Raw genomic sequence first — 21,324 nt, 5'->3', positions numbered from 1 at the left:
GCATATGGTGCGAACGACAACAACTTTACGGCTTTCCTCTGAAGATGACACAGCCAAGCTCGGTGAAACCCTCGCGAAATATGCGCAGGCGGGTGACTGCTTTCTGTTGCGTGGACAAATAGGTGCGGGAAAGTCCGCGCTGGCGCGGGCGTTCATTCGGTCACTATTAGGTCCCGAAACCGAAGTTCCTTCCCCAACTTTCACGCTCGTTCAAACATATGAATTTGCTGAGCTAGAAATTTGGCACGCAGATCTTTATCGGCTTAGCGATACGCAAGAAGCAGTTGAGCTTGGCTTGGCCGATGCGATGAGTGATCAAATTTGCCTGATTGAATGGCCTGAATTGTTGGAAGACCTAACGCCAGAATCCGCATTGGATATAGAACTTACTGTTGCAGCTGACTGTCATCTCGCGACGCTTACCTATGGCGATAACTGGCGCAACAGACTGGCTGGGATTGACGCGCATGCGTAGCGCATTAGTTCAAGATTGGCTGGCCGCGACCGAATGGTCAAATTGGAAACGGACACCGCTCGCAGGCGATGCGTCGGCGCGTCGATATGAACGCCTATTTGGTCCCGAAAACCAGTCTGTGATCCTAATGGATGCGCCGTTGGAAACCTGTGGAAGTCAGTCTCGCTTCGTTGAAATCGCGGATCACCTCAATCAGCTCTCACTTGCCGCACCTACGGTTCTGGCGTGGAGCGAAGTTGACGGATTGGTCGTGTTGAGCGACCTTGGCGAAGTCGACTTCGCAAGGCATCTGGTCGCCGCGCCGCAAGATGAAAGCGCGCTGTATTCATCAACGGTCGAGGTCTTGAAAACACTTCAGGCCGCCCCGCCTCCTTCAGGCCTTTCTAAGATGACGCCAGATGTCGGCGCCGAAATGATCGGGCTTGCTTTTGAGTGGGCGGCGAAGGACCCAAGCGTTGACCTCGCTGCGGATATAACCGCGAAAATTCATGCGCTTTTGATCGAAGTAGACCCTAACCCATCGGTTCTATCGTTAAGGGACTTCCACGCAGAAAATCTAATCTGGCGACCTACCGAAAGTGGAGCGTCCCGTATCGGCCTTCTTGATTTTCAGGACGCTTTTGTCACGCACCCAACCTACGACCTGGCGTCATTACTTCGCGATGCACGTCGTGATGTGAATCCAAACTTATTGAACCCGCTAATTCGTCAGCTCGCCGGTGATGATCATGATTTCGACGACCTCAAACACGCGTTTCATGTCATGGCGATTCAGCGCAATTTGCGGATCTTGGGCATATTCAATCGCCTCGCAAAACTGGATGGCAAAATGTCATATCTAAAACTCGTCCCGCGTGTTTGGGGTCACCTGCAAACTGACTTGGCTGAATCTGGTTTGTCAGATCTTGCTCGGCTCGTTGAGAGGGCATTTGGCCCGACGGAGAATAACCTTGTCTGAACACCCAAACGCAATTCTCTTGTTCGCCGCGGGCCTTGGCACACGTATGGCACCACTGACGAACAAGCGCCCCAAACCTCTTGTCGAAGTTTCTGGGAAGCCACTGCTGGATCATGCGTTGGCGCAATGCTCAGGGTTGAAAGCGGTCGTGAATACCCACTACTTCGCAGAGCAAATCCATGCACATCTTGCCGGAACAGACGTCCTTGTTTCGGATGAATCTGACCAGTTGTTGGAAACGGGTGGCGGCCTAAAGCGTGCGTTACCGCTACTCGACAGTAATCCCGTTCTTACGATGAATACTGATGCCGTTTGGCGCGGCTCTAATCCTGTGGAGTGTTTGAAGGACGAATGGCGACCTAAAAAAATGGACGCTCTCTTGTTGATGATTCCAACTTCAAACGCTGTTGGACACAATGGCTCTGGCGACTTTGATATTGATAGCGAAGGCCGTTTGTCCCGTGGGAGCGAATACGTTTACTCGGGGGTTCAGGTTATCCGTACAGATGGCCTTGCATCGATATCTCTCGAAGCCTTTTCAATGTGGGCGCTTTGGGAGAGCATGCTTGCGAATGAGACAATGTTCGGTGTGGTCTATGACGGTCAATGGTGTGACGTAGGCCGGCCCGATAGCATACCGGTTGCCGAAGACATGCTTGCTGGTGATCCCAATGTTTGAACCCCACCAAGGCCCGCGCGTATTTGGCGTTCCTTTGGGGCAAGACTTTTCTACGTCACTGCATGATGGTCTTCGCCAGTACTTCAACACCATGTCACCAACTAATGTCGCTCGCGTAGAAATCTATGTGAATACTAGGCGGATGCAGAGGCGGCTTATCGAGCTTTTTCAGAAGGGGAATGCCCTGCTGTTGCCGCGTATTCGCCTTGTCACAGATTTAGCGAACGACAGCATCGAGCACGCACTTCCACCTGCCATTTCACCGCTTCGCAGACGGCTTGAAATGGCACAGTTGGTGAAAGGTTTGCTGGAATCTGACCCGACGCTCGCTTCGCAGGACTCAGCGATTGATCTTGCTGAAAGTCTTGTCGCGCTCATGAATGAAATGCAGGGCGAAGGGGTTCCGCCAGAAACGATCGCAAACCTCGACGTTTCAGATCAGTCAGGGCATTGGGAGCGTGCGTTGGAGTTCATCAAACTGGTTCAGCCATTCTTTGAGGATGGTCAGTTAGATGGTGAAGGTCGCCAGCGTAGTGTTGTTGAATCACTCATCGCTCGTTGGGTCGAAAATCCGCCGTCCCATCCGGTCATTGTAGCTGGATCGACGGGCTCGCGAGGGGCCACTTCGTTGTTCATGCAAGCCGTCGCAAAGTTGCCGCAAGGTGCGGTAATTCTACCCGGTTTTGATTACGACATGCCGTCGAACGTCTGGGATATGATGGAGCAAAAAACCGGTGCGGAAGACCATCCGCAATACCGGTTCAAAGCCTTCTGTGAGGCGCTTGACCTTCACCCGATCGATACTAAGGCTTGGGGTGTTTCTGCTGGTACTAATTCGGCGCGTACGCGATTGGTCTCCCTCTCTTTGCGCCCAGCGCCAGTAACCCATCAATGGATCAACGATGGGCCTGATCTTGGTAACCTCGCCCTCGCCACTGAAGGCATTACGATGATTGAGGCTGCGACTCCTCGCACTGAGGCGGATGCAATTGCCGTCCGATTACGTCAAGCGATTGAAGACAATCAAACCGCTGCGCTTATTTCACCCGACAGAGTGCTAACACGGCAAGTAACTGCCGCATTGGATCGATGGGGCATTACACCCGATGACAGTGCTGGGCTTCCGCTACAGCTAACCGCGCCTGGTCGTTTTTTACGTCACATCGCCGATTTGTTTTGCGAGCAACTTGATGCCGAACAGCTTCTGGTTCTGTTACGCCACCCGTTGAGTCATTCAGACCGACCCGATCGCGGCGATCATGCTTTTCGATCGAACGCGTTGGAACTACAACTTCGACGCTACGGTCCACCCTTTCCAACGTCCCAAAGTCTGACGGATTGGGCGAAAGAGAAACCTGATGAGCGGCAAGGCTGGGTTAATTGGATTAGCTCGGTTCTGATTGATCTGCAGGACGATACTCAAAGGCCGCTCGATGATCACGTTGCACGACATTTTAACGTGGCCGAACGCCTTGCTGGTGGCCCGGATACTGACGAGGCTGGCGGGCTTTGGAAGAAGGCGGCTGGTCGAGAAGCACTGCGTGTGATGTCTGAGTTGCGATCTCACGCAGATGCTGGTGGTGAAATGTCCGCACGGGAATATCGCCGGCTTGTGAACAGCATCCTTGCAGCTGCCGAAGTGCGAGACCGCGACGCGGGGCATCCTCAAGTGCTGATTTGGGGAACGTTGGAAGCCCGCGTTCAATCCGCTGAGTTGGTCATTCTGGCAGGCCTCAATGAAGGAACTTGGCCGGAAGCGCCCACACCGGACCCATGGCTAAACCGGCCCATGAGAAAGCAAGCCGGGTTGCTGTTGCCCGAACGCCGGATCGGGCTGAGTGCACATGACTACCAACAGGCAGTTTGCGCACGCGAAGTTGTTCTCAGCCGTTCGGTTCGGTCTGACGAAGCTGAAACCGTACCGAGCAGATGGGTCAACCGTCTGACCAACCTACTTGGCGGGCTGGGTGATCAGGGTGGGCCCGAGTGCCTCGACGCTATGCGAGAACGCGGACGGCATTGGCTTTCCTTGGCTGCAAACATCGCTGCACCAAAGATGCAGCTAGACCCCGCGCCGCGCCCATCGCCATGCCCACCTACGGACGCTCGTCCACAACAGCTCTCGGTGACGCAGATCAAGACGTTGATCCGCGATCCTTACACAATCTATGCGCGCAAGATCCTCGGCTTGAATGTGCTGGATTCATTATCTCACACGCCGGACGCGCCGCTGCGCGGCACGATCGTTCACAAGATCCTAGAGAGGTTTGTGAAGGAAAAGATCGATCCATCTAGCCCAGACGCTCAAACCTCTTTGCTTTCACTTGCAACCGAAGTTCTCGTTGAGCAATGCCCATGGCCTGCTGTTCGCGCGCTCTGGTATGCGCGCATCGCTTCATTTGCTCCTCACTTCTTGGAAGAGGAAGCAAAACGTCGTGCGTTTTCGACCAACATTGACACGGAAATGTATGGTGAACTTGCGCTCACCAACCTGTCCTTCAAGCTTACAGGGACGGCTGACCGAATTGATCTGTCTGACGATGGCGAAGCGCTTATCTATGACTACAAGACCGGCAAAGCACCAAGTCCCGCCCAGCAGAAACACTTCGACAAACAACTGTTACTTGAGGCCGCGATGGTTGAGCGCGGCGCGTTCAAAGCCGTCGGGCGTGTCCGCACACAAGCGGCCGTCTATATTGGCTTAGGAAGCGATTTACGCGATCAACCCGCCCCGCTGAAAGATGAACCGACCGAAGAAACATGGTCGCGGTTTGAAGGGTTGATCGCCAAATGGATGGACCCTGCGAAGGGCTACACCTCGCGCAGCGCTAACGAAACTTTGGCGTTTGAAGGTAACTACGACCACCTAGCGCGATATGGCGAGTGGGACGAAACAACCGACGCAACGCCGCAGGACTTATCATGAAGCCCAATGACGCAACCGCCCGTCAGATTGAAGCTGCTGATCCGAGCCAATCCACGTGGTTATCTGCCAACGCTGGTTCTGGTAAAACGCGCGTATTAACCGACCGCGTTGCGCGCTTGTTGCTTGCCGGTACGCGACCTGAAAATGTGCTTTGCCTAACCTACACCAAAGCCGCTGCATCAGAGATGCAAAACCGCTTGTTCCAGCGGTTGGGCGAATGGGCGATGATGCCGAAGGCCACACTACGCGATCAGCTGGTTGAGCTTGGGACGGACGCGGTGATTGACGATGACTATCTCAGCAATGCGCGTACCTTGTTTGCCAGCGCCATCGAGGCGCCTGGTGGACTAAAAATTCAGACGATCCACTCATTCTGCGCCGGAGTACTTCGGCGCTTCCCCTTGGAAGCCGAGGTAAGCCCGCAATTCAAGGAAATGGAGGATCGCGCTGCGCAGCTCCTCCGCGAAGAAGTGCTTGATGAGATGGCAACGGGAGAAAACGCTGACGTCGTCGCGGGATTGGCCCAACATTATACTGGATCAGAAATCGGCAGCTTTCTCGGGTCGATTACAGCGCGAAGAACCGCATTCTTGGCGAACCCCAACGCGAACGAACTCGCCAAGACATTCAACCTTTCCACAGATGCGTGCCGACAAGATGCCGTAAAAATCGCGTTTGTCGGAGGCGAAGACGGATTGGTCGATGATCTTGTCGACGCCTGTAAGGATGCCACCAAGAGCTACCAAACAGTGGCAGCAAAACTGAAGGCGATTGACCTGACATCGCCAAACCTCGACACGCTGTTCGCCGTTTCATCACTGCACCTTTATTCAGATAAGTCGAGCAAGTCGCGCAACTGGCCTCAGTCAAATCATAAGTCATCAGTTGAAGCAGTGGCCCATATCGTAGACGACGTTCATGCGTGGATGGACCGAACCGCAGCAGCATTCGACTATCTAAATTGCGTTACCGCATTTGAGAAAACGAAAGCGCTCTTCGCCTTCGCGACCCCGTTTGTTCAACAGTACGAAGCCAAGAAAGCGCAACGCGCAGCCCTCGATTTCGACGACTTGATTGGGAAAGCCAAAGCGCTTCTTGATGATACAAACGTGGCGCAATGGGTTTTGTTTCGCCTCGATGGTGGTGTCGATCATGTCCTTGTGGACGAAGCGCAGGACACATCGCCAGATCAGTGGGACATCGTCCGTCTGTTGACCCAAGAATTTTCGACCGGAATCGGCGCGAACCCTGACCGTGAACGCACTGTGTTTGTTGTCGGCGACAAGAAACAATCTATCTATTCGTTCCAAGGCGCGGACCCCGAAGGGTTTGACCGAATGCGCGACCATTTTGATGGTGAGTTGGCTAATGTTGGAAAGCCGCTGCAAGACCGCGAACTTCTTTATTCATTCCGGTCTTCATCTGCTGTTTTGGAGCTCGTTGATAGAACGTTCCAAGGCGAAATGGCCGAAGGGCTTGGCGATCACATTAAGCACCTTGCATTCAAAGACGACATGCCAGGGCGCGTGGATATCTGGCCCGTTGTCGAGCCATCCGATAAACCTGAAGAGCGGGAATGGGACGATCCAGTAGATCTGAAAGGCCGCACCAACCACAAGGTGGTTTTGGCGACGCAGATCGCAACCGAAATTAAACGGATGATCGCTACCGAGACGCTCCCGGTGAAAGAAAATGACGCGACAGAATGGTCCCGTCGAAAAATCACTCCGGGTGATTTTTTAATCCTCGTGCAGAGACGATCCGATCTGTTCAGTGAAATTATCTCGGCTTGCAAATCGGCTGGCCTCGAAATCGCTGGAGCGGATCGTTTGAAGCTCGGTGGTGAACTCGCCGTAAAAGACGTCTCAGCGTTATTGCAATTCATCTCGCTACAGGATGACGATCTATCGTTAGCGGCTGCGCTAAAGTCCCCATTGTTTGGGTGGACTGAGAAGCAGCTCTATGACCTCGCGCAACCGCGCCCCAAGGGACAAAGCCTTTGGGAAGCCCTGCGTAAAATCAACGAAGCAACTGGCGCGCACTCTAATACAATTGAGGTACTCAACGACCTGCGAAACAACGCTGACTTTTTGCGCCCATACGACCTAATCAATCGGTTACTGATCCGCCACCATGGGCGTCAAAACCTGATCGCGCGACTTGGCCATGAGGCGGAAGACGGGATCGATGCATTGTTGTCGCAGGCCCTTGGCTATGAATCTTCCGCCGTTCCCAGTCTCACTGGATTTCTTACATGGCTGCAAACAGAAGACGTAACCGTCAAGCGGCAGATGGATTCAGCAAGTGATAGAATTCGGGTCATGACGGTCCATGGAGCGAAGGGGCTTGAAGCGCCAATCGTAATTCTTCCCGATACGACTAAGCGTAAACGTGAAGTGCGTGGCGATTTACTCATGTCCGATGGCAGTGTTTTCTGGAAGCCGAAGGCAAATGTAATGCCAGAAGTGTTGCGTCACGTTCAGGATGAAATGTTAGACGCACAAGACCGCGAGCGCCGACGTCTTTTGTACGTTGCGCTAACCCGTGCAGAGAATTGGCTTATTGTTGCTGCGGCAGGGGATATTGGCAAAGAGACGCACGATAGTTGGCACAGCACCGTTTCTGACGCGTTTGAGCACTTGGATACCACTGATCATTTGACTGAACTTGGCGTGGGCAAACGGTTTAGCCGTGGGGTTTGGGATGCCGGACCTTTAATCGCTCCTACTAAATTGATGACTAACACACCTGCGAAAGCAGAGTTCAGCCCTGACTTACCGGGTATTCCTGAACAGGTATCTACGCTTTCACCGTCCAACCTCGGTGGTGCGAAGATCATGCCGGGCGAGACCTATACAGACGCATCTGAGCTGGCCTTGGCATGGGGGAACATTATCCACGTCTTACTTGAGCTTTTGCCACCGATGAAACCAGAGCATCGACGGGCGAGCGCGGAAGGTTTGATAAAAAACCACGCCGAAGTTGGTCTGATCCCGGATACCAAAGCGTTAATTGACGAAGCTCTTCGCACTATCGAAAATTCAGAACTCTCGTGGGTTTTCGATAGTGGCCTATCTGAGGTTCCTATCTCGGCGACGTTGCCCACACTGAACGGTGAGCGTGTGTTCGGGATCATTGATAGATTGATCGAAACGGAAAACGAAATTATCGCCATCGATTACAAGTCAAACAGGATGGTTCCTTCGTCGCCGCGAGAGACACCAGATGGCCTTAGACGCCAAATTGCTGCTTACCGTGATGCCCTGCGGCTCGTTTATCCAACCTACCGAATTCGCACACTTCTTTTGTGGACCAAAACAGGGACCGTCACAGAATTACCAGACGACATGCTTGATGCTGCTCTCGAAGCTGTGACCACGCCTTGACGATGCCCATGTGCGTCCATACGTTCCCGATGCAAATACATACCCCCAAGGAGTAGAGCCAATGGCCACCGTAGCAGTAACAGACGATACATTTGACGCAGAAGTTCGCCAGTCCGACATCCCAGTAGTGGTTGATTTCTGGGCAGAATGGTGCGGTCCTTGTAAGCAAATCGGCCCAGCGCTCGAAGAACTTTCCGCTGAACTGGACGGCAAAGTGAAAATCGTCAAAGTGAACGTTGACGAAAACCCGAATTCCCCTGCTCAAATGGGCGTACGCGGCATTCCGGCACTGTTTCTGTTCAAAGGTGGCGAAGTCGTTTCCAACAAAACCGGCGCGGCCCCAAAAGCGGCGCTTCAGGGTTGGATCGAAGAAAGCATCTAAGCGCTTCTATTTGAATTTAAGGGCGTCCCAATGGGGCGCCCTTTTTGCATGGAACCTTGTGCCGCGCCAATTGCGTTGCCATATAATTCATTAGCAACGTAAGGACACGACATGACAACAATTATCGGTGTACGCAAAGGTGACGAAGTGGTCATCGCGGGTGACGGGCAAGTTTCTGTCGGGCAGACGGTTATGAAAGGCACTGCTACAAAGGTGCGCCGTCTCACAGTCGGTGGCAGCGACGTAATTTGCGGTTTTGCCGGTTCCACCGCGGATGCATTCACGCTCCTTGAACGGCTTGAAAAGAAACTTGAGGCTACGCCAGGCCAATTGGCACGGGCGTCTGTCGAGCTTGCCAAAGATTGGCGCACCGACAAATACCTCCAGAAACTTGAGGCGATGTTGATCGTCACAGACGGCAAAGACCTATTCGTAATCACGGGCGCAGGCGATGTTCTGGAACCCGAACACGATGTGACGGCGATTGGTTCAGGCGGAAACTTCGCCCTCGCCGCTGGTCGAGCATTGATGGACCATGATCTTTCCGCCGAAGAGATTGCGCGCCGTTCCATGGCAATCGCCGCCGACATTTGCGTTTACACAAACGGTAATCTGACCGTGGAGACCATCAAGCATGACTGACCTGACACCCCGCGAAATCGTATCTGAATTAGACCGTCATATCATTGGCCAGAACGACGCCAAACGCGCTGTCGCCGTGGCGCTTCGCAATAGGTGGCGTCGTAAACATCTCGACGACGATCTGCGCGATGAAGTGTACCCAAAGAACATTCTTATGATTGGGCCCACTGGCGTCGGAAAAACTGAAATCTCGCGCCGCTTGGCCAAACTTGCCCGCGCGCCATTTATCAAAGTCGAAGCAACTAAATTCACGGAAGTTGGATATGTTGGTCGGGACGTTGAACAAATCATCCGTGATCTGGTCGAAGCTGCAATCGTTGAGACTCGCGATTACTTGCGCGACGACGTGAAACAAAAAGCGCATGAGGCTGCCGAAGCACGCGTAATTGACGCTATCGCCGGCGAAGACGCCCGCAGCGGCACGCGTGACATGTTCCGCAAAAAACTGAAAAGTGGTGAGCTGGACGATACAATCATCGAGATTGAGGTCACGGATAACTCTAGCCCACTGGGCGGTATGGAAATACCTGGTCAGCCTGGGCAGATGCCTGGCGGAATGGACCTCGGTGCGATGTTCGGCAAAGCCTTTGGTGGGCGCACCACCAAGAAACGCGTCACCGTTTCTGAAAGCTACGAGTTGCTGATCGCTGACGAGGCGGACAAATTGCTGGACGATGAAACCATCACCAAGATTGCGTTAGAGGCAGTTGAGCAAAACGGTATCGTCTTCCTCGATGAGATCGACAAAGTTTGCCGCAATTCTGATGCTCGTGGCGCAGACGTTTCGCGCGAAGGTGTGCAGCGCGATTTGCTACCGCTGATCGAAGGCACCACCGTTTCAACCAAGCACGGCTCGGTTAAAACCGACCACATTCTATTTATCGCATCCGGCGCTTTCCACATCGCCAAGCCGTCCGACCTTTTGCCAGAGCTTCAGGGCCGTCTTCCAATTCGTGTGGAACTGCGCGCACTTACTGAAGACGATTTTGTGCGTATTCTCACGGAAACAGACAACGCGCTGACCCGTCAGTACACCGCGCTCATGGGAACCGAGGACGTTAAAGTAACGTTTAGCGAAGACGGTATCAAAGCCCTCGCAGGTATTGCCGCCGAAGTGAACGAAAGCGTTGAAAACATAGGTGCGCGACGTTTGTACACCGTCATGGAGCGTGTTTTTGAAGACCTTTCTTTCAACGCGCCAGACCGTGGTGGCGACGCCATTGAAGTCAATGCCGCCTTTGTCGAAGAACACCTTGGTGAGCTAAGCCGCTCAACTGACATCAGCCGCTACGTTCTTTAGCGCTTCCCTGTCGCGGGCATCCGGCCAATAAAGCTGCATGACCCGCGATTCCGGCTACATCCATTTTATCCGTGAAAACGCGCCCTTCCTCGCGACGGGCGCGTTGCTGTCGTTTTTGTCCAGCTTTGGGCAGACCTATTTCATCTCAATCTTCGGTGGTGAGATCCGTGAACAATACGGGTTAAGCAACGGCGACTGGGGACTGATCTATATGATCGGCACGGGTGCGTCTGCTGCTATCATGGTCTTTGCTGGTGGGCTGGCCGACCGGTTCCGCGTTCGACAATTGGGAATTACAGTGATCCTACTACTCGGGCTGTCCTGCGTTTTGATGGCGCTGAACCCGATTGCTGCTTTGCTTCCTCTAGTAGTTTTTTTTCTGCGCTTCTTTGGTCAGGGAATGACAACCCAAGTTGCCACCGTTGCAATGGCCCGTTGGTTCGTCGCGACGCGCGGACGCGCCCTCGCTGTTGCCGCGATGGGGTATATGTTGGCCGAAGCGACCTTGCCGTTGTTAATGGTCTGGATGAAATCACGGGTAGATTGGCATTTCATTTGGCTCGGATGCGCATTGTTCTGCCTTGCCATGGCACCAGTGCTTTTTAGATTGCTGCGTTTGGAACGCACACCGCAATCAGTGTCTTCGAGTGAGCAGTCAACAGGATTGTACGGCAAGCACTGGACCAGAATGGACGCCTTGCGTCACCCGATGTTTTGGGCAATGGCCCCAGCCGTCATGTCATTCTCTGGTTTTGGAACCGCCTTCTGGTTTCACCAAGTGCATTTCGCTGAAATCAAGGGTTGGTCGCACCTCGCCCTTGTGGCGGTGTTCCCGTTGGGAACCGCTACGATATTCCTTTCGACAATTATCTACGGTTGGGCAGTAGATCGTGTTGGCGCTGTGCGCCTTCTGCCGTTCTACCTGATCCCCTACATCATCGCTTTCATCTTGCACTGGTATGCACCCAGCTTGGGGTGGACCGCTTTGGCATTGATCCTGATGGGAGCTGCGGGAGGCGGGCAAGCAACCCTTTTGAATGCATGTTGGGCAGAATTTTTTGGAACACAACACCTAGGATCCATCAAAGCCGCGGCAACCGCTCTTATGGTTCTCGGCTCCGCACTCGGTCCGGGGATAAGCGGCTGGCTAATCGATAATGGGGTTGGGTTTGAGGTGCAGATGCTCGGCTATTCCGCGTGCTTTGCGATTGCTGCCCTGCTTTTGCTGTATCCTGTCGCGCTCATGCGAAGATCAGCGCGCGCGACGTAGGTAAACGTAATACGCGCCCTGCCCGCCGTGGCGAATGTGGCTTTCACTAACTTGCATCACCAATCCACCTAATGGCGCCATAGACAACCATTGCGGAACTTGATGGCGCAAGACGCCGAACTTGGTGGGGATCGGGCCTCCATCGTCGCGATCTTTACCTTTGCCGGTGATCACCAAAACCAAACGATGCCCAGCGCTGGCTGACCGTAGAATAAAACCTGTAAGAGCTGGATGCGCTTGCGCCATTGTCATCCCGTGCAAATCGATCCGTGCGTCCGGTTTTAACTTTCCACGCCGCAATTTTCCAAACGCCTTTCGATCCATTTGAACAGGTGCGGCACGCATTTGTTGGCCAAGCGACGGGAGTAAGTCATGGTCTGATCGATGATCGACTGAATCACCGATATTGAACGAAGGTATTGGCCGAGGTTTTGACACGCTTGGCGACGGCTTTGGTGTCTTGGGTGCAGCGCGTATCAACTTTCCAACAGGTTTCTCAAGCGGCTCTGTCCGCTTTGTCACCGTTTCCCACAAAGCCTTTTCTTCAGCTGACAAATGTCGAGGCCGTTTCATTCGATCACATCTGGAAGCAACGCGTAGGCGCTTTGAATTGGCATCAGAACCACCATGCGCCCGCCATCTTTAATTCGTCCTGCCGCTCGTCCTGCTTCATCGCCGGTTCCAAAGAAAATGTCGGCACGTTGCGATCCACGAATTGCCGATCCAGTATCTTGTGCCACCATCAAACGGTTGAGCGGATTGGCACCTTGCATTTCAATCCAAACCGGTGCGCCGTAAGGGATATAGCTTGGGTCAATCGCCACGGTGCGCATCGTCGTAACTGACCTGTTCATCGCACCAAGCGGGCCCATATGGGCAGGCACTTCGTTGACCTCACGGAAGAAGACAAAACTGTCGTTCGCCCACAAAAGTTGTAGACCTTCTTGGCCGTTATTACGCACCCAGTTCCGGATGACATCGGCGGAAACCTGATGGGACTCGTAAATTCCTCGACGCACCAACTCTAGCCCGATTGATGAATACTCGTGACCGTTTGCACCACCGTAGCCGACACGAATGCCGCCTCCCGTATCCAACTTCACACGACCCGAACCTTGGACCTGCAAAAAGAACACATCAACGGGATCATCGATCCACGCTATTTCAAGTCCTTTACCGGAAAGCGCGCCGGTTTCTTCAATCTCTTGGCGCGTTAACCAAGGAGAGGAAACATCATCTGGCTGGCGATAAAGAGGGTACTGATAAGGACCACCACGGTTTAGTGAGCCGCGCAATTCGGGTTCAAAATACCCAGTGAACAACGCGTCTTTGCCGTCCTCAATAAGGACAGGGGTAAAGAAACGTTCGAAAAACCCGCGTGCTTCGTGGCCCTGACCAGCAACAGCGCAGATCGCTTCCCAAGCGGGGTCACGCATGTCGCCACACGTGGACAGGAACACATCGAAAGCGGCCTGATGGTCGTCTTCCGCCCAGCCTTCCAGCTCTTCAAATTGCAAAAGTTGGTACGTCGGATTGGCCATTGCCGCCTCTGTCGCAAAATATGATTGCAGGATCAGCGACAGCCCAACGGCAGCCGCCCGAACCTTCATTCGCCTGTGGCGACGAGGAACCAATTGGGATCGCCAGTGCCCATCTTGCGGCCAAACGTCCAGACGTCGCGTTGCTTCTTGATGTCGGTAGTAGATCCTTCCTTTAGATCGCCACCCTTATCATAAACTGCCGATGTGCTTTCACTCACGAACTTCACCGAAACTTCGCCTTCATTCGTCGCCTCGTCAAAATCAGCGCCAACAAGTGTGGTTTCCGAAATTCCAACAAACGTGAAATCGACGCTCAGCCCGTCTTTTTCGCGGGCTTCGACAACACCAGCAAAGGCTTCGTAAACATCATCCGACAAGAACGGTTTGATTTCGGCAAGGTCGCCCTTTTCAAAACCCGTCAGGATCATTTCATATGCGCCGCGCGCACCGCGAACGAATTCACGAACATTGAAAGACCGATCGGCTGCTTTCATCGCAGACAATGCCTTGCCTGTATCACTGTCGGCTTCAACATAGTCGGTAACATCTGGATCAGGCCCACCGTCAATTACTTCAAGTGTGGGACCAGTTCGCCGTTTAGGCGCTTGCTTTTGTGTCTTTGGTTTTTCAAACCCTTCCCGCGTTCCCAACACACTGCGCAGGCGAAGGATCAGGAATATCGCAATTGCTGCGAGAACCAGAAGCTGAAGAGCGGGCGAATTCATGTGCGTTTCTTTCAAGATAATTTCAAGACAAGTGGTAACATCGCGGTACCGACATTATGTAGGGCTGGTATAGGGCCAAGTCCACCTTAGCCCACATAATTCATTGGCTCATCGGAGGTCCCATGCTTTTGCTTTTGCTATTTATCGGCATCCCATTGCTTGAAATCACTCTCTTTATCCAAGTCGGTGGCGCAATCGGGCTCGGTTGGACGCTTGCGATTGTGATCGCAACGGCGATCTTGGGTGCATGGATGGTGCGCAGTCAGGGAAATCGCGCAATGTTAGACTTGCGCACGTCCTTTTCCAGCTTGCAGGACCCAACAGAACCACTCGCACATGGTGCGATGATCCTATTTTCAGGCGCTTTGCTACTTACACCGGGGTTTTTTACCGATTTTGTCGGGTTTGCTCTCTTGATTCCCGGCGTGCGTACTGGCCTTTACAAATACATGCGCAGTCGCGTGAACGTTCAGTCTTTTCAAATGGGGCCTGATAGCTCTCAATCAAATCGATCACACCCGAATGATCGCGTAATTGATGGTGAATTCGAAGAGATTGACCCTGACAATCGTCCCAATGACGGCCCATCAGGATGGACTAAACATTGAGGCTCGCACCTGCGCCTGATACACGGGCGTGAATTAATTGAAATCCGGAGGGCCAAATGGCCGAAGAAGAAACAACACCAACAAACGGCGCAGCAGATGCAGCAGCCGCAGCACCACAGATCAAACAACGTATTCTCGCCCAGTTTGTTCGCGACCTTTCGTTCGAAAACGTCATGGCGCAAAAAGGCGTCGACGGTGAAGTTAAGCCTGAGATCAAGGTCGAAGTGAACCTTGATGCACGCAAGCGCGGCGTTGAAAACCAGTATGAAGTAATCACCAAGTTGAAGGTATCTTCAACCAACGCTGGTTCGGATAAGAACTTGTTCATGCTTGAGCTTGAGTATTCCGGCGTGTTCGAAATCGAAGGCGTGCCAGAACAGCAAATGCACCCGTACCTGATGATCGAATGCCCTCGCATGACGTTCCCGTTCATCCGCCGCATCGTCAGTGACGTTACACGTGATGGTGGCTTCCCACCGCTGAACCTTGAGCAAATTGATTTTGTCGCAATCTACCGCCAGCAACTTGCACTACGTGCAGCGCAGCAGAAAACGGCAGACGCTTAGGTCTTTTTCCAAAGGGCATCATCGCCCAGCGTATCAATGAAAGCGGCGTGGGCATCGGCCTCCGCCGCTTTTATTTTTGACGCGAGCGGTGTTGGCCGTGGTTGTGGCCGCCAGTCCGATCCTGCCGACGTGGTCTTTGCTTCTGTCTGACCGCCCATCACAAGGTCCGGCTGACGTCCTCCAATCAGTTCAAGGTAAACTTCAGCAAGAATTTCACTATCGAGTAGCGCGCCGTGCAATGTCCGGTTTGAGTTATCGATTCCGAAACGACGACACAGCGCATCCAAAGACGCAGGCGAACCAGGGAACTTTTTGCGCGCGATCGCAAGCGTATCGAGCGACTGGTCCATGGGTAACAAAGCTCGGTTCAACCAACCAAGTTCGGCATTCAGAAACTTCATGTCAAAAGCGGCGTTGTGAATAACAAGTCTTGCGTCGCCGATGAAATCTACAAAGGCCTGCGCGATATCCGCAAAAACAGGTTTGTCGCGTAGAATTACTTGACCAGGGGTCGGGTCTTTTGGCGGTTCCAAAAGGTCTGGTCCAATTCCGTGAATTTCAAACGCGCCCGCGGGCATTGACCGCTTTGGGTTGATGTACTGATGATACGTCCGGCCCGTGGGCATATGGTTGAGCAATTCAATCGCACCAATTTCAACGATACGATCGCCTTCGCTTGGTTCAAAACCTGTTGTCTCAGTATCAAGAACGATCTCACGCATCGGGAAGTTCCTTGGCAATTTCCACTAAGATATCTTTCACAGATCTTCGCGCACCGTCCAGCGTTTGCGTCAAGATGACCCACCGCGCGCGCGCCCGTTTCTCTGCATCTGGCATTTGCCGCGATAGGATTAATTCAAAGTCGGCTTCTGACATTTCACCGCGCCCGAGAACCCGTTCGCGTTGCTCGACGGCGGTGGTAGAAACCACTGCTATTGCATCGCAAAAACTGTCCGTACCCGTTTCAAACAGCAGTGGAATATCAAGAACGACAATCGGAGCTACCGCGATTTCCAAGAACTCGGCACGATCTGCAGCGACCAGCGGATGAACGATTTTCTGAATGTGGTCTAAGATTGCAGGGTTCGCGGCAATCAAAGCGCGCAATTTCTCACGGGAAACTGCACCGTTTTCAATCGCTTCCGGATAGTGCTTTACCACGGCGTCGGCGGCTGATCCCCCTGCACCGTACAGCTTACGAACCACCGCATCGGCATCCCAAACCGGAACACCCGCATCCGCAAACATCTGTGCGGTCGTAGATTTGCCCATGCCGATAGACCCCGTAAGGCCGAGAACAAAACTCATGCGAGAACAGCTGCGCGTGTGTCGACGTCAACTTCAGGGCGCACGCCGAACCAGCGTTCAAACCCAGGGACAGCTTGATGAAGCAACATGCCCAAGCCATCCACGACGACACAGCCCGCCGCTTCTGCTTCCACCAACAGCCGCGTCTTAAGCGGGTTATATACTAAGTCAGTAACAACCGTGCCGCGCCGCAACCCATCAAGCGGAACGCGAAACTCTGGTTTGCCCGCCATGCCAAGCGATGTTGTGTTCACGACTGTCGCCGCATCCTCCAACATGTTTCCGGCCTGTACCCAATCTACAACTGTAACTTTGGTCCCAAACGCCGCCTTCAGCGCTTCAGCTTTGGGTCGGGTTCTGTTGCTCAGAAAAATTTCCTGAACACCAACGTCGATCAAAGACGCAATCACCGCACGCGCCGCGCCGCCCGCACCAAGAACGGCCGCCGGACCAATGGACGGAGCCCAGCCCGGTGCGCCTTGTTTCAGGTTCGCGATGAAACCATACCCATCCGTATTATCCGCGTGGATCTTTCCGTCTTTGCGGAAGATCAGAGTATTCGCGGCACCAATTAGCGTCGCACGATCTGTTGCGAGGTCCGCGATCTCAAGTACGTCAACTTTATGGGGCGCGGTTACATTACAGCCAACGAAACCCATTTTTGGCATTGTACGAATGACTTGCTCCAAATCGCCTTCAGTCACGTGAACAGGCACATAAAAACCCGGACGGTCATATGCCTTTAACCAGTGACGGAAAAGCTGTGGCGATCTGGATTGGGAAATCGGGTTTCCAAGAACGCCGGCGAGAGGGATTGTTCGATCAGTCATGTTGGCAGTGTTCCGCGCAGAGTGAGATAAGACAAGAGTTCCAGTAAAGGTATACCCTGAATGGTGAATGTATCGCCTTGTACCATACGGAATAAGCGAATGCCCTCTTCTTCTATTTTGTACCCACCGACGGACCAGCGAATGCTGTCCCAGTTTCGTTCTAAGTAGTCGTCTAAATACGCATCTGAAAAATCACGCATCGCAAGCCGTGCTACACCGACATGCCGCCAAACGGGTTTAAGGTCTTCGTAGATGACCGCCGCAGACAGTAATTGGTGCGGCTGTCCGCGCAACGCAACGAGTTGATCGTGTGCTTCTTGACGAGTTTTGGGCTTTGAAAGGATTGCTCCTTTAAACGACAACACTTGATCACAGCCTAGCACCAAGCCCCCGATCCCCTTTTCAGCCACTTTGCGGGCTTTCATTTCTGCAAGGGTATCTGCAATGTCACGCGGCGTGGCCTCTTCAGCTTCTAAAGCGCGCTTAATCGAATCTTCATCGATTCGTGCGGGAGTGATGGTATGATCTAACCCTGCGTTTCGCAGTAATTTGCTGCGAATTTCAGAAGTGGACGCCAAAATAATTGGTTCAGTCATGTGGATATCCCAGTGGGTTACTGCGTGTACACGTGATGGGGTGAATTAGGGCTAAGGGCAACAGGATCCCACGAACGTCAAAGTTATACGAGATGTCCCATTCTTAACGCCAGTTATCCACTTAGGATAAGGAAGAATCATTGCTGTGGATAAAACCGATCCTGAATCGCTAATTTTCTGGGATCAAGTCTTGGTTATCCTATTTAAACGTTATTTATCAATTATTTAAAATATCTTCGCCTACATTCACACAGTTTCTGCTCCGTGATAGTCGTGGATAACTGTGTGGAGATACCAACTTTTCCAATCCGTCCACATCATCACTACTACAACCACATTTTTATTCTTTTTTATTGGATAGAAAGAAAACACTCGAACTACTTGCCTAGTTTGCAACCGTCCTGAGTTAATTGACACATGGTCTTAGAACGCTTAGGCAAAGACACCTTTCGTCCGAAAGGCTTTTTCCTGATTAGATGACCAATGCTGTGAAAACAGCCGGAGACCTATCGATGTCCGATGACGTAGTGCTTGACGAAAACATGCCGACAGACCGTTTGAACCTTGCTGACCTTAAGGCGCAAAGTCCAAAAAACCTTCTCTCTCTTGCTGAAGAGCTTGAGATTGAGAACGCGTCGACGATGCGCAAGGGCGACATGATGTTTTCGATCCTTAAGGAACGTGCTGAGGATGATTGGGTAATTGGTGGTGACGGCGTTTTAGAAGTCGTTCAGGATGGTTTCGGATTTCTACGCTCTCCTGGTGCGAACTACCTGCCAGGTCCAGATGACATTTACGTTTCGCCGGAAATGATCCGCCTCCATGCGCTTCGTACAGGTGATACTGTTGAGGGCGTCATCAAAGCGCCTTTGGAAACCGAACGTTATTTTGCGCTGACTAAAGTTGAAAAAATCAACTTTGAAGAACCAGAACGCGCGCGCCACAAAGTCGCTTTCGAAAACTTGACGCCACTTTACCCAGAAGAACGTCTTCAGATGGAAACAGATGATCCCACGACCAAAGACCGGTCCGCGCGGATTATCGATTTGGTCGCGCCAATTGGTAAAGGTCAACGTTCCTTGATCGTTGCGCCACCTCGTACAGGTAAAACTGTGCTGCTTCAGAATATCGCGCACTCAATCGCTGCGAACCACCCTGAGTGCTATTTGATCGTTCTTTTGATCGATGAACGTCCTGAGGAAGTTACCGACATGCAGCGCTCAGTTAAGGGCGAAGTTGTTTCCTCAACATTTGATGAGCCTGCGTCGCGCCACGTTGCTGTGTCCGAAATGGTTATTGAGAAAGCCAAACGCCTCGTTGAACATAAGCGCGACGTTGTGATTCTGCTCGATTCAATCACGCGCCTGGGCCGTGCGTTTAACACGACTGTGCCGTCTTCTGGTAAGGTTCTGACTGGGGGTGTGGACGCCAACGCCTTGCAACGCCCTAAGCGCTTCTTTGGTGCTGCACGAAACATCGAAGAAGGTGGTTCTTTGACGATTATCGCGACAGCGTTGATCGATACAGGTAGCCGCATGGACGAAGTTATCTTTGAAGAATTCAAAGGTACGGGTAACTCTGAGATCGTTCTTGATCGTAAGATTGCTGATAAGCGCGTATTCCCTGCAATGGATATTCTGAAATCAGGCACACGTAAGGAAGACCTGTTGGTTGATAAAGTTGACCTGCAGAAAACCTACGTGTTGCGTCGTATTTTGAACCCGATGGGGACAACTGACGCGATTGAATTCCTGATTTCGAAGTTAAAACAGACCAAGACGAACTCGGACTTCTTCGACTCTATGAACACGTAACTATTGTTTTAATACAATGGGTTAACGAATATGGATACGATTTACGCACTTGCATCGGCAGCTGGTAAAGCAGGTGTTTCGATTATCCGAATTTCTGGGCCTGACTCATTGCGAAGTTGTGCGGAAATGGGTGCCGAAATTGGTGAGCATGATCGCAAGCTTGTGAAGTTAATAGCGCAAGACGGAAGCCTTATTGATCAGGCTTTTGCGATCAGCTTTGGTAATGGCCGAAGTTTTACCGGCGAGCAGGTTGTTGAGCTCCAGACACACGGTTCTCCGGCAATTGTTTCCGCGGTTCTCGGTAGGCTTAAGAGCATCGGTCTTCGATTGGCCGAAGCTGGCGAGTTTACGCGTCGCGCGATGGACAATGGAATGCTTGATCTAGCTCAGGTTGAAGGCCTTGCCGACCTAATTGACGCCGAAACAGAAAGCCAAAGGCGCCAAGCAGTGCGTGTATTCAACGGCGCGCTAGGTGAACTGGCTGATGGATGGCGCGTTAAGTTGGTACGGGCCGCAGCGCTTTTGGAAGCGACCATTGATTTCGTTGATGAGGACGTACCAGTTGACGTTTATCCCGAGGTGAATGAGCTCGTCGGTGTTGTTTACGAACAAGTTTCCCATGAGGCCGCAGGCGTGCGTGTACGTGAACGTGTAAGAGATGGTTTTGAAGTGGCGCTGGTAGGGCCGCCAAATTCCGGAAAATCTACGCTATTGAATAGGCTAGCTGGCCGCGAGGCAGCTATTACGTCTGATATAGCTGGGACTACCCGCGACGTGATAGAAGTCCGGATGGATCTTGATGGGTTGCCGGTTACTGTTCTTGATACCGCTGGACTAAGGGATTCCGATGACGTTCTAGAAGGTATCGGTATCGAACGCGGTATTGCACGCGCCCAAGCTGCCGACGTTCGAGTGCATTTGCTTGTTGGAGAGCTCAATCAGGCCCCCGCGAGTGACGAGGGATTGGATATCTATTTGAAATCAAAAGCAGACTTGTCAGAGTCTGAGTTTGAGAACGCAATTTCAGGTGTGACAGGTTTGGGTGTTGATCGGCTTTTGAATCAAGTGTCCGCCTATCTGCAGGATCAAGTGGCTGGTGCAGGTGTAGCGACGCGTACGCGGCATCAAATTGCATTAGAAACGGCTGCTTCTGCGTTGCAGGCTGTAATGACGGGCCTTGAAGATGGCCATTTTCCCGTCGATTTGTTGGCCGAGGACTTACGTACTTCTATTCGTGCTTTGGATAGCCTGATCGGTCGCGTTGATGTAGAGAACGTGTTAGGTGAGATCTTCTCAAGTTTTTGCATCGGCAAGTAAG

20 protein-coding genes are annotated in these 21,324 nt (G+C 52.5%); 13 read left to right on the top strand and 7 right to left on the bottom strand.

The features are described from left to right. The first annotated feature begins 4 nt into the window (after positions 1 to 4). The 9 genes from tsaE to OSB_RS15815 all read left to right on the top strand — a co-directional run bounded on the left by tsaE (position 5) and on the right by OSB_RS15815 (position 12,018). A complete protein-coding gene (gene tsaE / locus OSB_RS15855; protein ID WP_049835898.1) occupies positions 5 to 475 on the top strand; it encodes a tRNA (adenosine(37)-N6)-threonylcarbamoyltransferase complex ATPase subunit type 1 TsaE in 471 nt (156 codons plus the stop codon). After that, on the top strand, positions 468 to 1,433 hold the full coding sequence (locus tag OSB_RS15850) for an aminoglycoside phosphotransferase family protein (RefSeq protein WP_049835897.1): 966 nt from the start codon (positions 468 to 470) through the stop codon (positions 1,431 to 1,433). The genes tsaE and OSB_RS15850 overlap by 8 nt, the downstream gene beginning before the upstream one ends. Continuing rightward, positions 1,426 to 2,112, top strand: a complete 687-nt coding sequence (locus OSB_RS15845; RefSeq protein ID WP_074202281.1) for a nucleotidyltransferase family protein — start codon at positions 1,426 to 1,428, stop codon at positions 2,110 to 2,112. The genes OSB_RS15850 and OSB_RS15845 overlap by 8 nt, the downstream gene beginning before the upstream one ends. Further along, on the top strand, positions 2,105 to 5,038 hold the full coding sequence (gene addB, locus OSB_RS15840) for a double-strand break repair protein AddB (protein WP_049835896.1): 2,934 nt from the start codon (positions 2,105 to 2,107) through the stop codon (positions 5,036 to 5,038). Before OSB_RS15845 ends, addB begins: the two co-directional genes overlap by 8 nt. Next, on the top strand, positions 5,035 to 8,424 hold the full coding sequence (gene addA / locus OSB_RS15835) for a double-strand break repair helicase AddA (protein ID WP_049835895.1): 3,390 nt from the start codon (positions 5,035 to 5,037) through the stop codon (positions 8,422 to 8,424). Before addB ends, addA begins: the two co-directional genes overlap by 4 nt. Positions 8,425 to 8,485: 61 nt before the next feature. After that, positions 8,486 to 8,806, top strand: coding sequence for a thioredoxin (gene trxA, locus OSB_RS15830; protein WP_049835894.1), 321 nt, complete (start codon positions 8,486 to 8,488; stop codon positions 8,804 to 8,806). A gap of 111 nt (positions 8,807 to 8,917) precedes the next feature. Beyond that, the gene (gene hslV / locus OSB_RS15825; RefSeq protein WP_049835893.1) at positions 8,918 to 9,448 is read left to right on the top strand and encodes an ATP-dependent protease subunit HslV; all 531 of its coding nucleotides are present in this window, start codon (positions 8,918 to 8,920) and stop codon (positions 9,446 to 9,448) included. Further along, on the top strand, positions 9,441 to 10,748 hold the full coding sequence (gene hslU, locus OSB_RS15820) for an ATP-dependent protease ATPase subunit HslU (protein ID WP_049835892.1): 1,308 nt from the start codon (positions 9,441 to 9,443) through the stop codon (positions 10,746 to 10,748). The genes hslV and hslU overlap by 8 nt, the downstream gene beginning before the upstream one ends. A gap of 37 nt (positions 10,749 to 10,785) precedes the next feature. After that, a complete protein-coding gene (locus OSB_RS15815; protein ID WP_049835891.1) occupies positions 10,786 to 12,018 on the top strand; it encodes an MFS transporter in 1,233 nt (410 codons plus the stop codon). Here OSB_RS15815 and OSB_RS15810 read toward each other — a convergent pair. The 3 genes from OSB_RS15810 to OSB_RS15800 all read right to left on the bottom strand — a co-directional run bounded on the left by OSB_RS15810 (position 12,001) and on the right by OSB_RS15800 (position 14,284). After that, positions 12,001 to 12,591, bottom strand: coding sequence for a Smr/MutS family protein (locus OSB_RS15810; RefSeq protein WP_049835890.1), 591 nt, complete (start codon positions 12,589 to 12,591; stop codon positions 12,001 to 12,003). The genes OSB_RS15815 and OSB_RS15810 overlap by 18 nt on opposite strands. Next, a complete protein-coding gene (gene mltA, locus OSB_RS15805; protein ID WP_049836219.1) occupies positions 12,588 to 13,559 on the bottom strand; it encodes a murein transglycosylase A in 972 nt (323 codons plus the stop codon). The genes OSB_RS15810 and mltA overlap by 4 nt, the downstream gene beginning before the upstream one ends. 65 nt (positions 13,560 to 13,624) lie before the next feature. Continuing rightward, positions 13,625 to 14,284 (bottom strand): Tim44/TimA family putative adaptor protein, encoded by a 660-nt coding sequence (locus OSB_RS15800; RefSeq protein ID WP_049835889.1) that lies wholly within the window; start codon positions 14,282 to 14,284, stop codon positions 13,625 to 13,627. 122 nt (positions 14,285 to 14,406) lie between these two features. On the opposite strand from OSB_RS15800, the gene OSB_RS15795 reads away from it, so the two are divergent. Beyond that, positions 14,407 to 14,892, top strand: coding sequence for an FxsA family protein (locus tag OSB_RS15795; RefSeq protein ID WP_049835888.1), 486 nt, complete (start codon positions 14,407 to 14,409; stop codon positions 14,890 to 14,892). A 56-nt stretch (positions 14,893 to 14,948) separates the two neighbouring features. Continuing rightward, positions 14,949 to 15,458, top strand: coding sequence for a protein-export chaperone SecB (gene secB, locus OSB_RS15790; RefSeq protein ID WP_049835887.1), 510 nt, complete (start codon positions 14,949 to 14,951; stop codon positions 15,456 to 15,458). On the opposite strand, the gene dnaQ is transcribed toward secB, so the two are convergent. From dnaQ to OSB_RS15770, 4 genes are read right to left on the bottom strand one after another with little or no spacing between them, the layout of a single operon-like run. After that, positions 15,455 to 16,180: a DNA polymerase III subunit epsilon gene (gene dnaQ / locus OSB_RS15785; RefSeq protein WP_049835886.1), complete on the bottom strand. Its 726-nt coding sequence runs from the start codon at positions 16,178 to 16,180 to the stop codon at positions 15,455 to 15,457. The genes secB and dnaQ overlap by 4 nt on opposite strands. Then, the gene (gene coaE / locus OSB_RS15780) at positions 16,173 to 16,766 is read right to left on the bottom strand and encodes a dephospho-CoA kinase (protein ID WP_049835885.1); all 594 of its coding nucleotides are present in this window, start codon (positions 16,764 to 16,766) and stop codon (positions 16,173 to 16,175) included. The genes dnaQ and coaE overlap by 8 nt, the downstream gene beginning before the upstream one ends. Then, on the bottom strand, positions 16,763 to 17,596 hold the full coding sequence (locus tag OSB_RS15775; RefSeq protein ID WP_049835884.1) for a shikimate dehydrogenase: 834 nt from the start codon (positions 17,594 to 17,596) through the stop codon (positions 16,763 to 16,765). The genes coaE and OSB_RS15775 overlap by 4 nt, the downstream gene beginning before the upstream one ends. Continuing rightward, the gene (locus tag OSB_RS15770) at positions 17,593 to 18,192 is read right to left on the bottom strand and encodes a Maf family protein (protein WP_049835883.1); all 600 of its coding nucleotides are present in this window, start codon (positions 18,190 to 18,192) and stop codon (positions 17,593 to 17,595) included. The genes OSB_RS15775 and OSB_RS15770 overlap by 4 nt, the downstream gene beginning before the upstream one ends. 542 nt (positions 18,193 to 18,734) lie before the next feature. Here OSB_RS15770 and rho point away from each other — a divergent pair. Beyond that, a complete protein-coding gene (gene rho, locus OSB_RS15765) occupies positions 18,735 to 20,006 on the top strand; it encodes a transcription termination factor Rho (protein ID WP_049836218.1) in 1,272 nt (423 codons plus the stop codon). Positions 20,007 to 20,036: 30 nt separating this feature from the next. Beyond that, positions 20,037 to 21,323 carry a tRNA uridine-5-carboxymethylaminomethyl(34) synthesis GTPase MnmE gene (gene mnmE, locus OSB_RS15760; protein ID WP_049835882.1) on the top strand — a complete coding sequence of 429 codons (1,287 nt, stop codon included), beginning with the start codon at positions 20,037 to 20,039 and terminating at the stop codon, positions 21,321 to 21,323. The last annotated feature ends 1 nt before the right edge of the window (position 21,324 follow it).

It is taken from the genome of Octadecabacter temperatus, from assembly GCF_001187845.1.
Taxonomy (GTDB): Bacteria; Pseudomonadota; Alphaproteobacteria; order Rhodobacterales; family Rhodobacteraceae; genus Octadecabacter; species Octadecabacter temperatus.
This window is presented reverse-complemented; position numbering and strand designations above follow the sequence as displayed.

Excerpts from the sequence above, each read along its gene's own strand:
- tsaE (WP_049835898.1), top strand. The coding sequence starts at position 5 with ATGGTGCGAACGACAACAACTTTACGGCTTTCCTCTGAAGATGACACA.
- OSB_RS15850 (WP_049835897.1), top strand. The coding sequence starts at position 468 with ATGCGTAGCGCATTAGTTCAAGATTGGCTGGCCGCGACCGAATGGTCA.
- addB (WP_049835896.1), top strand. The coding sequence starts at position 2,105 with ATGTTTGAACCCCACCAAGGCCCGCGCGTATTTGGCGTTCCTTTGGGG.
- addA (WP_049835895.1), top strand. The coding sequence starts at position 5,035 with ATGAAGCCCAATGACGCAACCGCCCGTCAGATTGAAGCTGCTGATCCG.
- trxA (WP_049835894.1), top strand. The coding sequence starts at position 8,486 with ATGGCCACCGTAGCAGTAACAGACGATACATTTGACGCAGAAGTTCGC.
- hslV (WP_049835893.1), top strand. The coding sequence starts at position 8,918 with ATGACAACAATTATCGGTGTACGCAAAGGTGACGAAGTGGTCATCGCG.
- hslU (WP_049835892.1), top strand. The coding sequence starts at position 9,441 with ATGACTGACCTGACACCCCGCGAAATCGTATCTGAATTAGACCGTCAT.
- OSB_RS15815 (WP_049835891.1), top strand. The coding sequence starts at position 10,786 with ATGACCCGCGATTCCGGCTACATCCATTTTATCCGTGAAAACGCGCCC.
- OSB_RS15810 (WP_049835890.1), bottom strand. The coding sequence starts at position 12,591 with ATGAAACGGCCTCGACATTTGTCAGCTGAAGAAAAGGCTTTGTGGGAA.
- mltA (WP_049836219.1), bottom strand. The coding sequence starts at position 13,559 with ATGGCCAATCCGACGTACCAACTTTTGCAATTTGAAGAGCTGGAAGGC.
- OSB_RS15800 (WP_049835889.1), bottom strand. The coding sequence starts at position 14,284 with ATGAATTCGCCCGCTCTTCAGCTTCTGGTTCTCGCAGCAATTGCGATA.
- OSB_RS15795 (WP_049835888.1), top strand. The coding sequence starts at position 14,407 with ATGCTTTTGCTTTTGCTATTTATCGGCATCCCATTGCTTGAAATCACT.
- secB (WP_049835887.1), top strand. The coding sequence starts at position 14,949 with ATGGCCGAAGAAGAAACAACACCAACAAACGGCGCAGCAGATGCAGCA.
- dnaQ (WP_049835886.1), bottom strand. The coding sequence starts at position 16,180 with ATGCGTGAGATCGTTCTTGATACTGAGACAACAGGTTTTGAACCAAGC.
- coaE (WP_049835885.1), bottom strand. The coding sequence starts at position 16,766 with ATGAGTTTTGTTCTCGGCCTTACGGGGTCTATCGGCATGGGCAAATCT.
- OSB_RS15775 (WP_049835884.1), bottom strand. The coding sequence starts at position 17,596 with ATGACTGATCGAACAATCCCTCTCGCCGGCGTTCTTGGAAACCCGATT.
- OSB_RS15770 (WP_049835883.1), bottom strand. The coding sequence starts at position 18,192 with ATGACTGAACCAATTATTTTGGCGTCCACTTCTGAAATTCGCAGCAAA.
- rho (WP_049836218.1), top strand. The coding sequence starts at position 18,735 with ATGCCGACAGACCGTTTGAACCTTGCTGACCTTAAGGCGCAAAGTCCA.
- mnmE (WP_049835882.1), top strand. The coding sequence starts at position 20,037 with ATGGATACGATTTACGCACTTGCATCGGCAGCTGGTAAAGCAGGTGTT.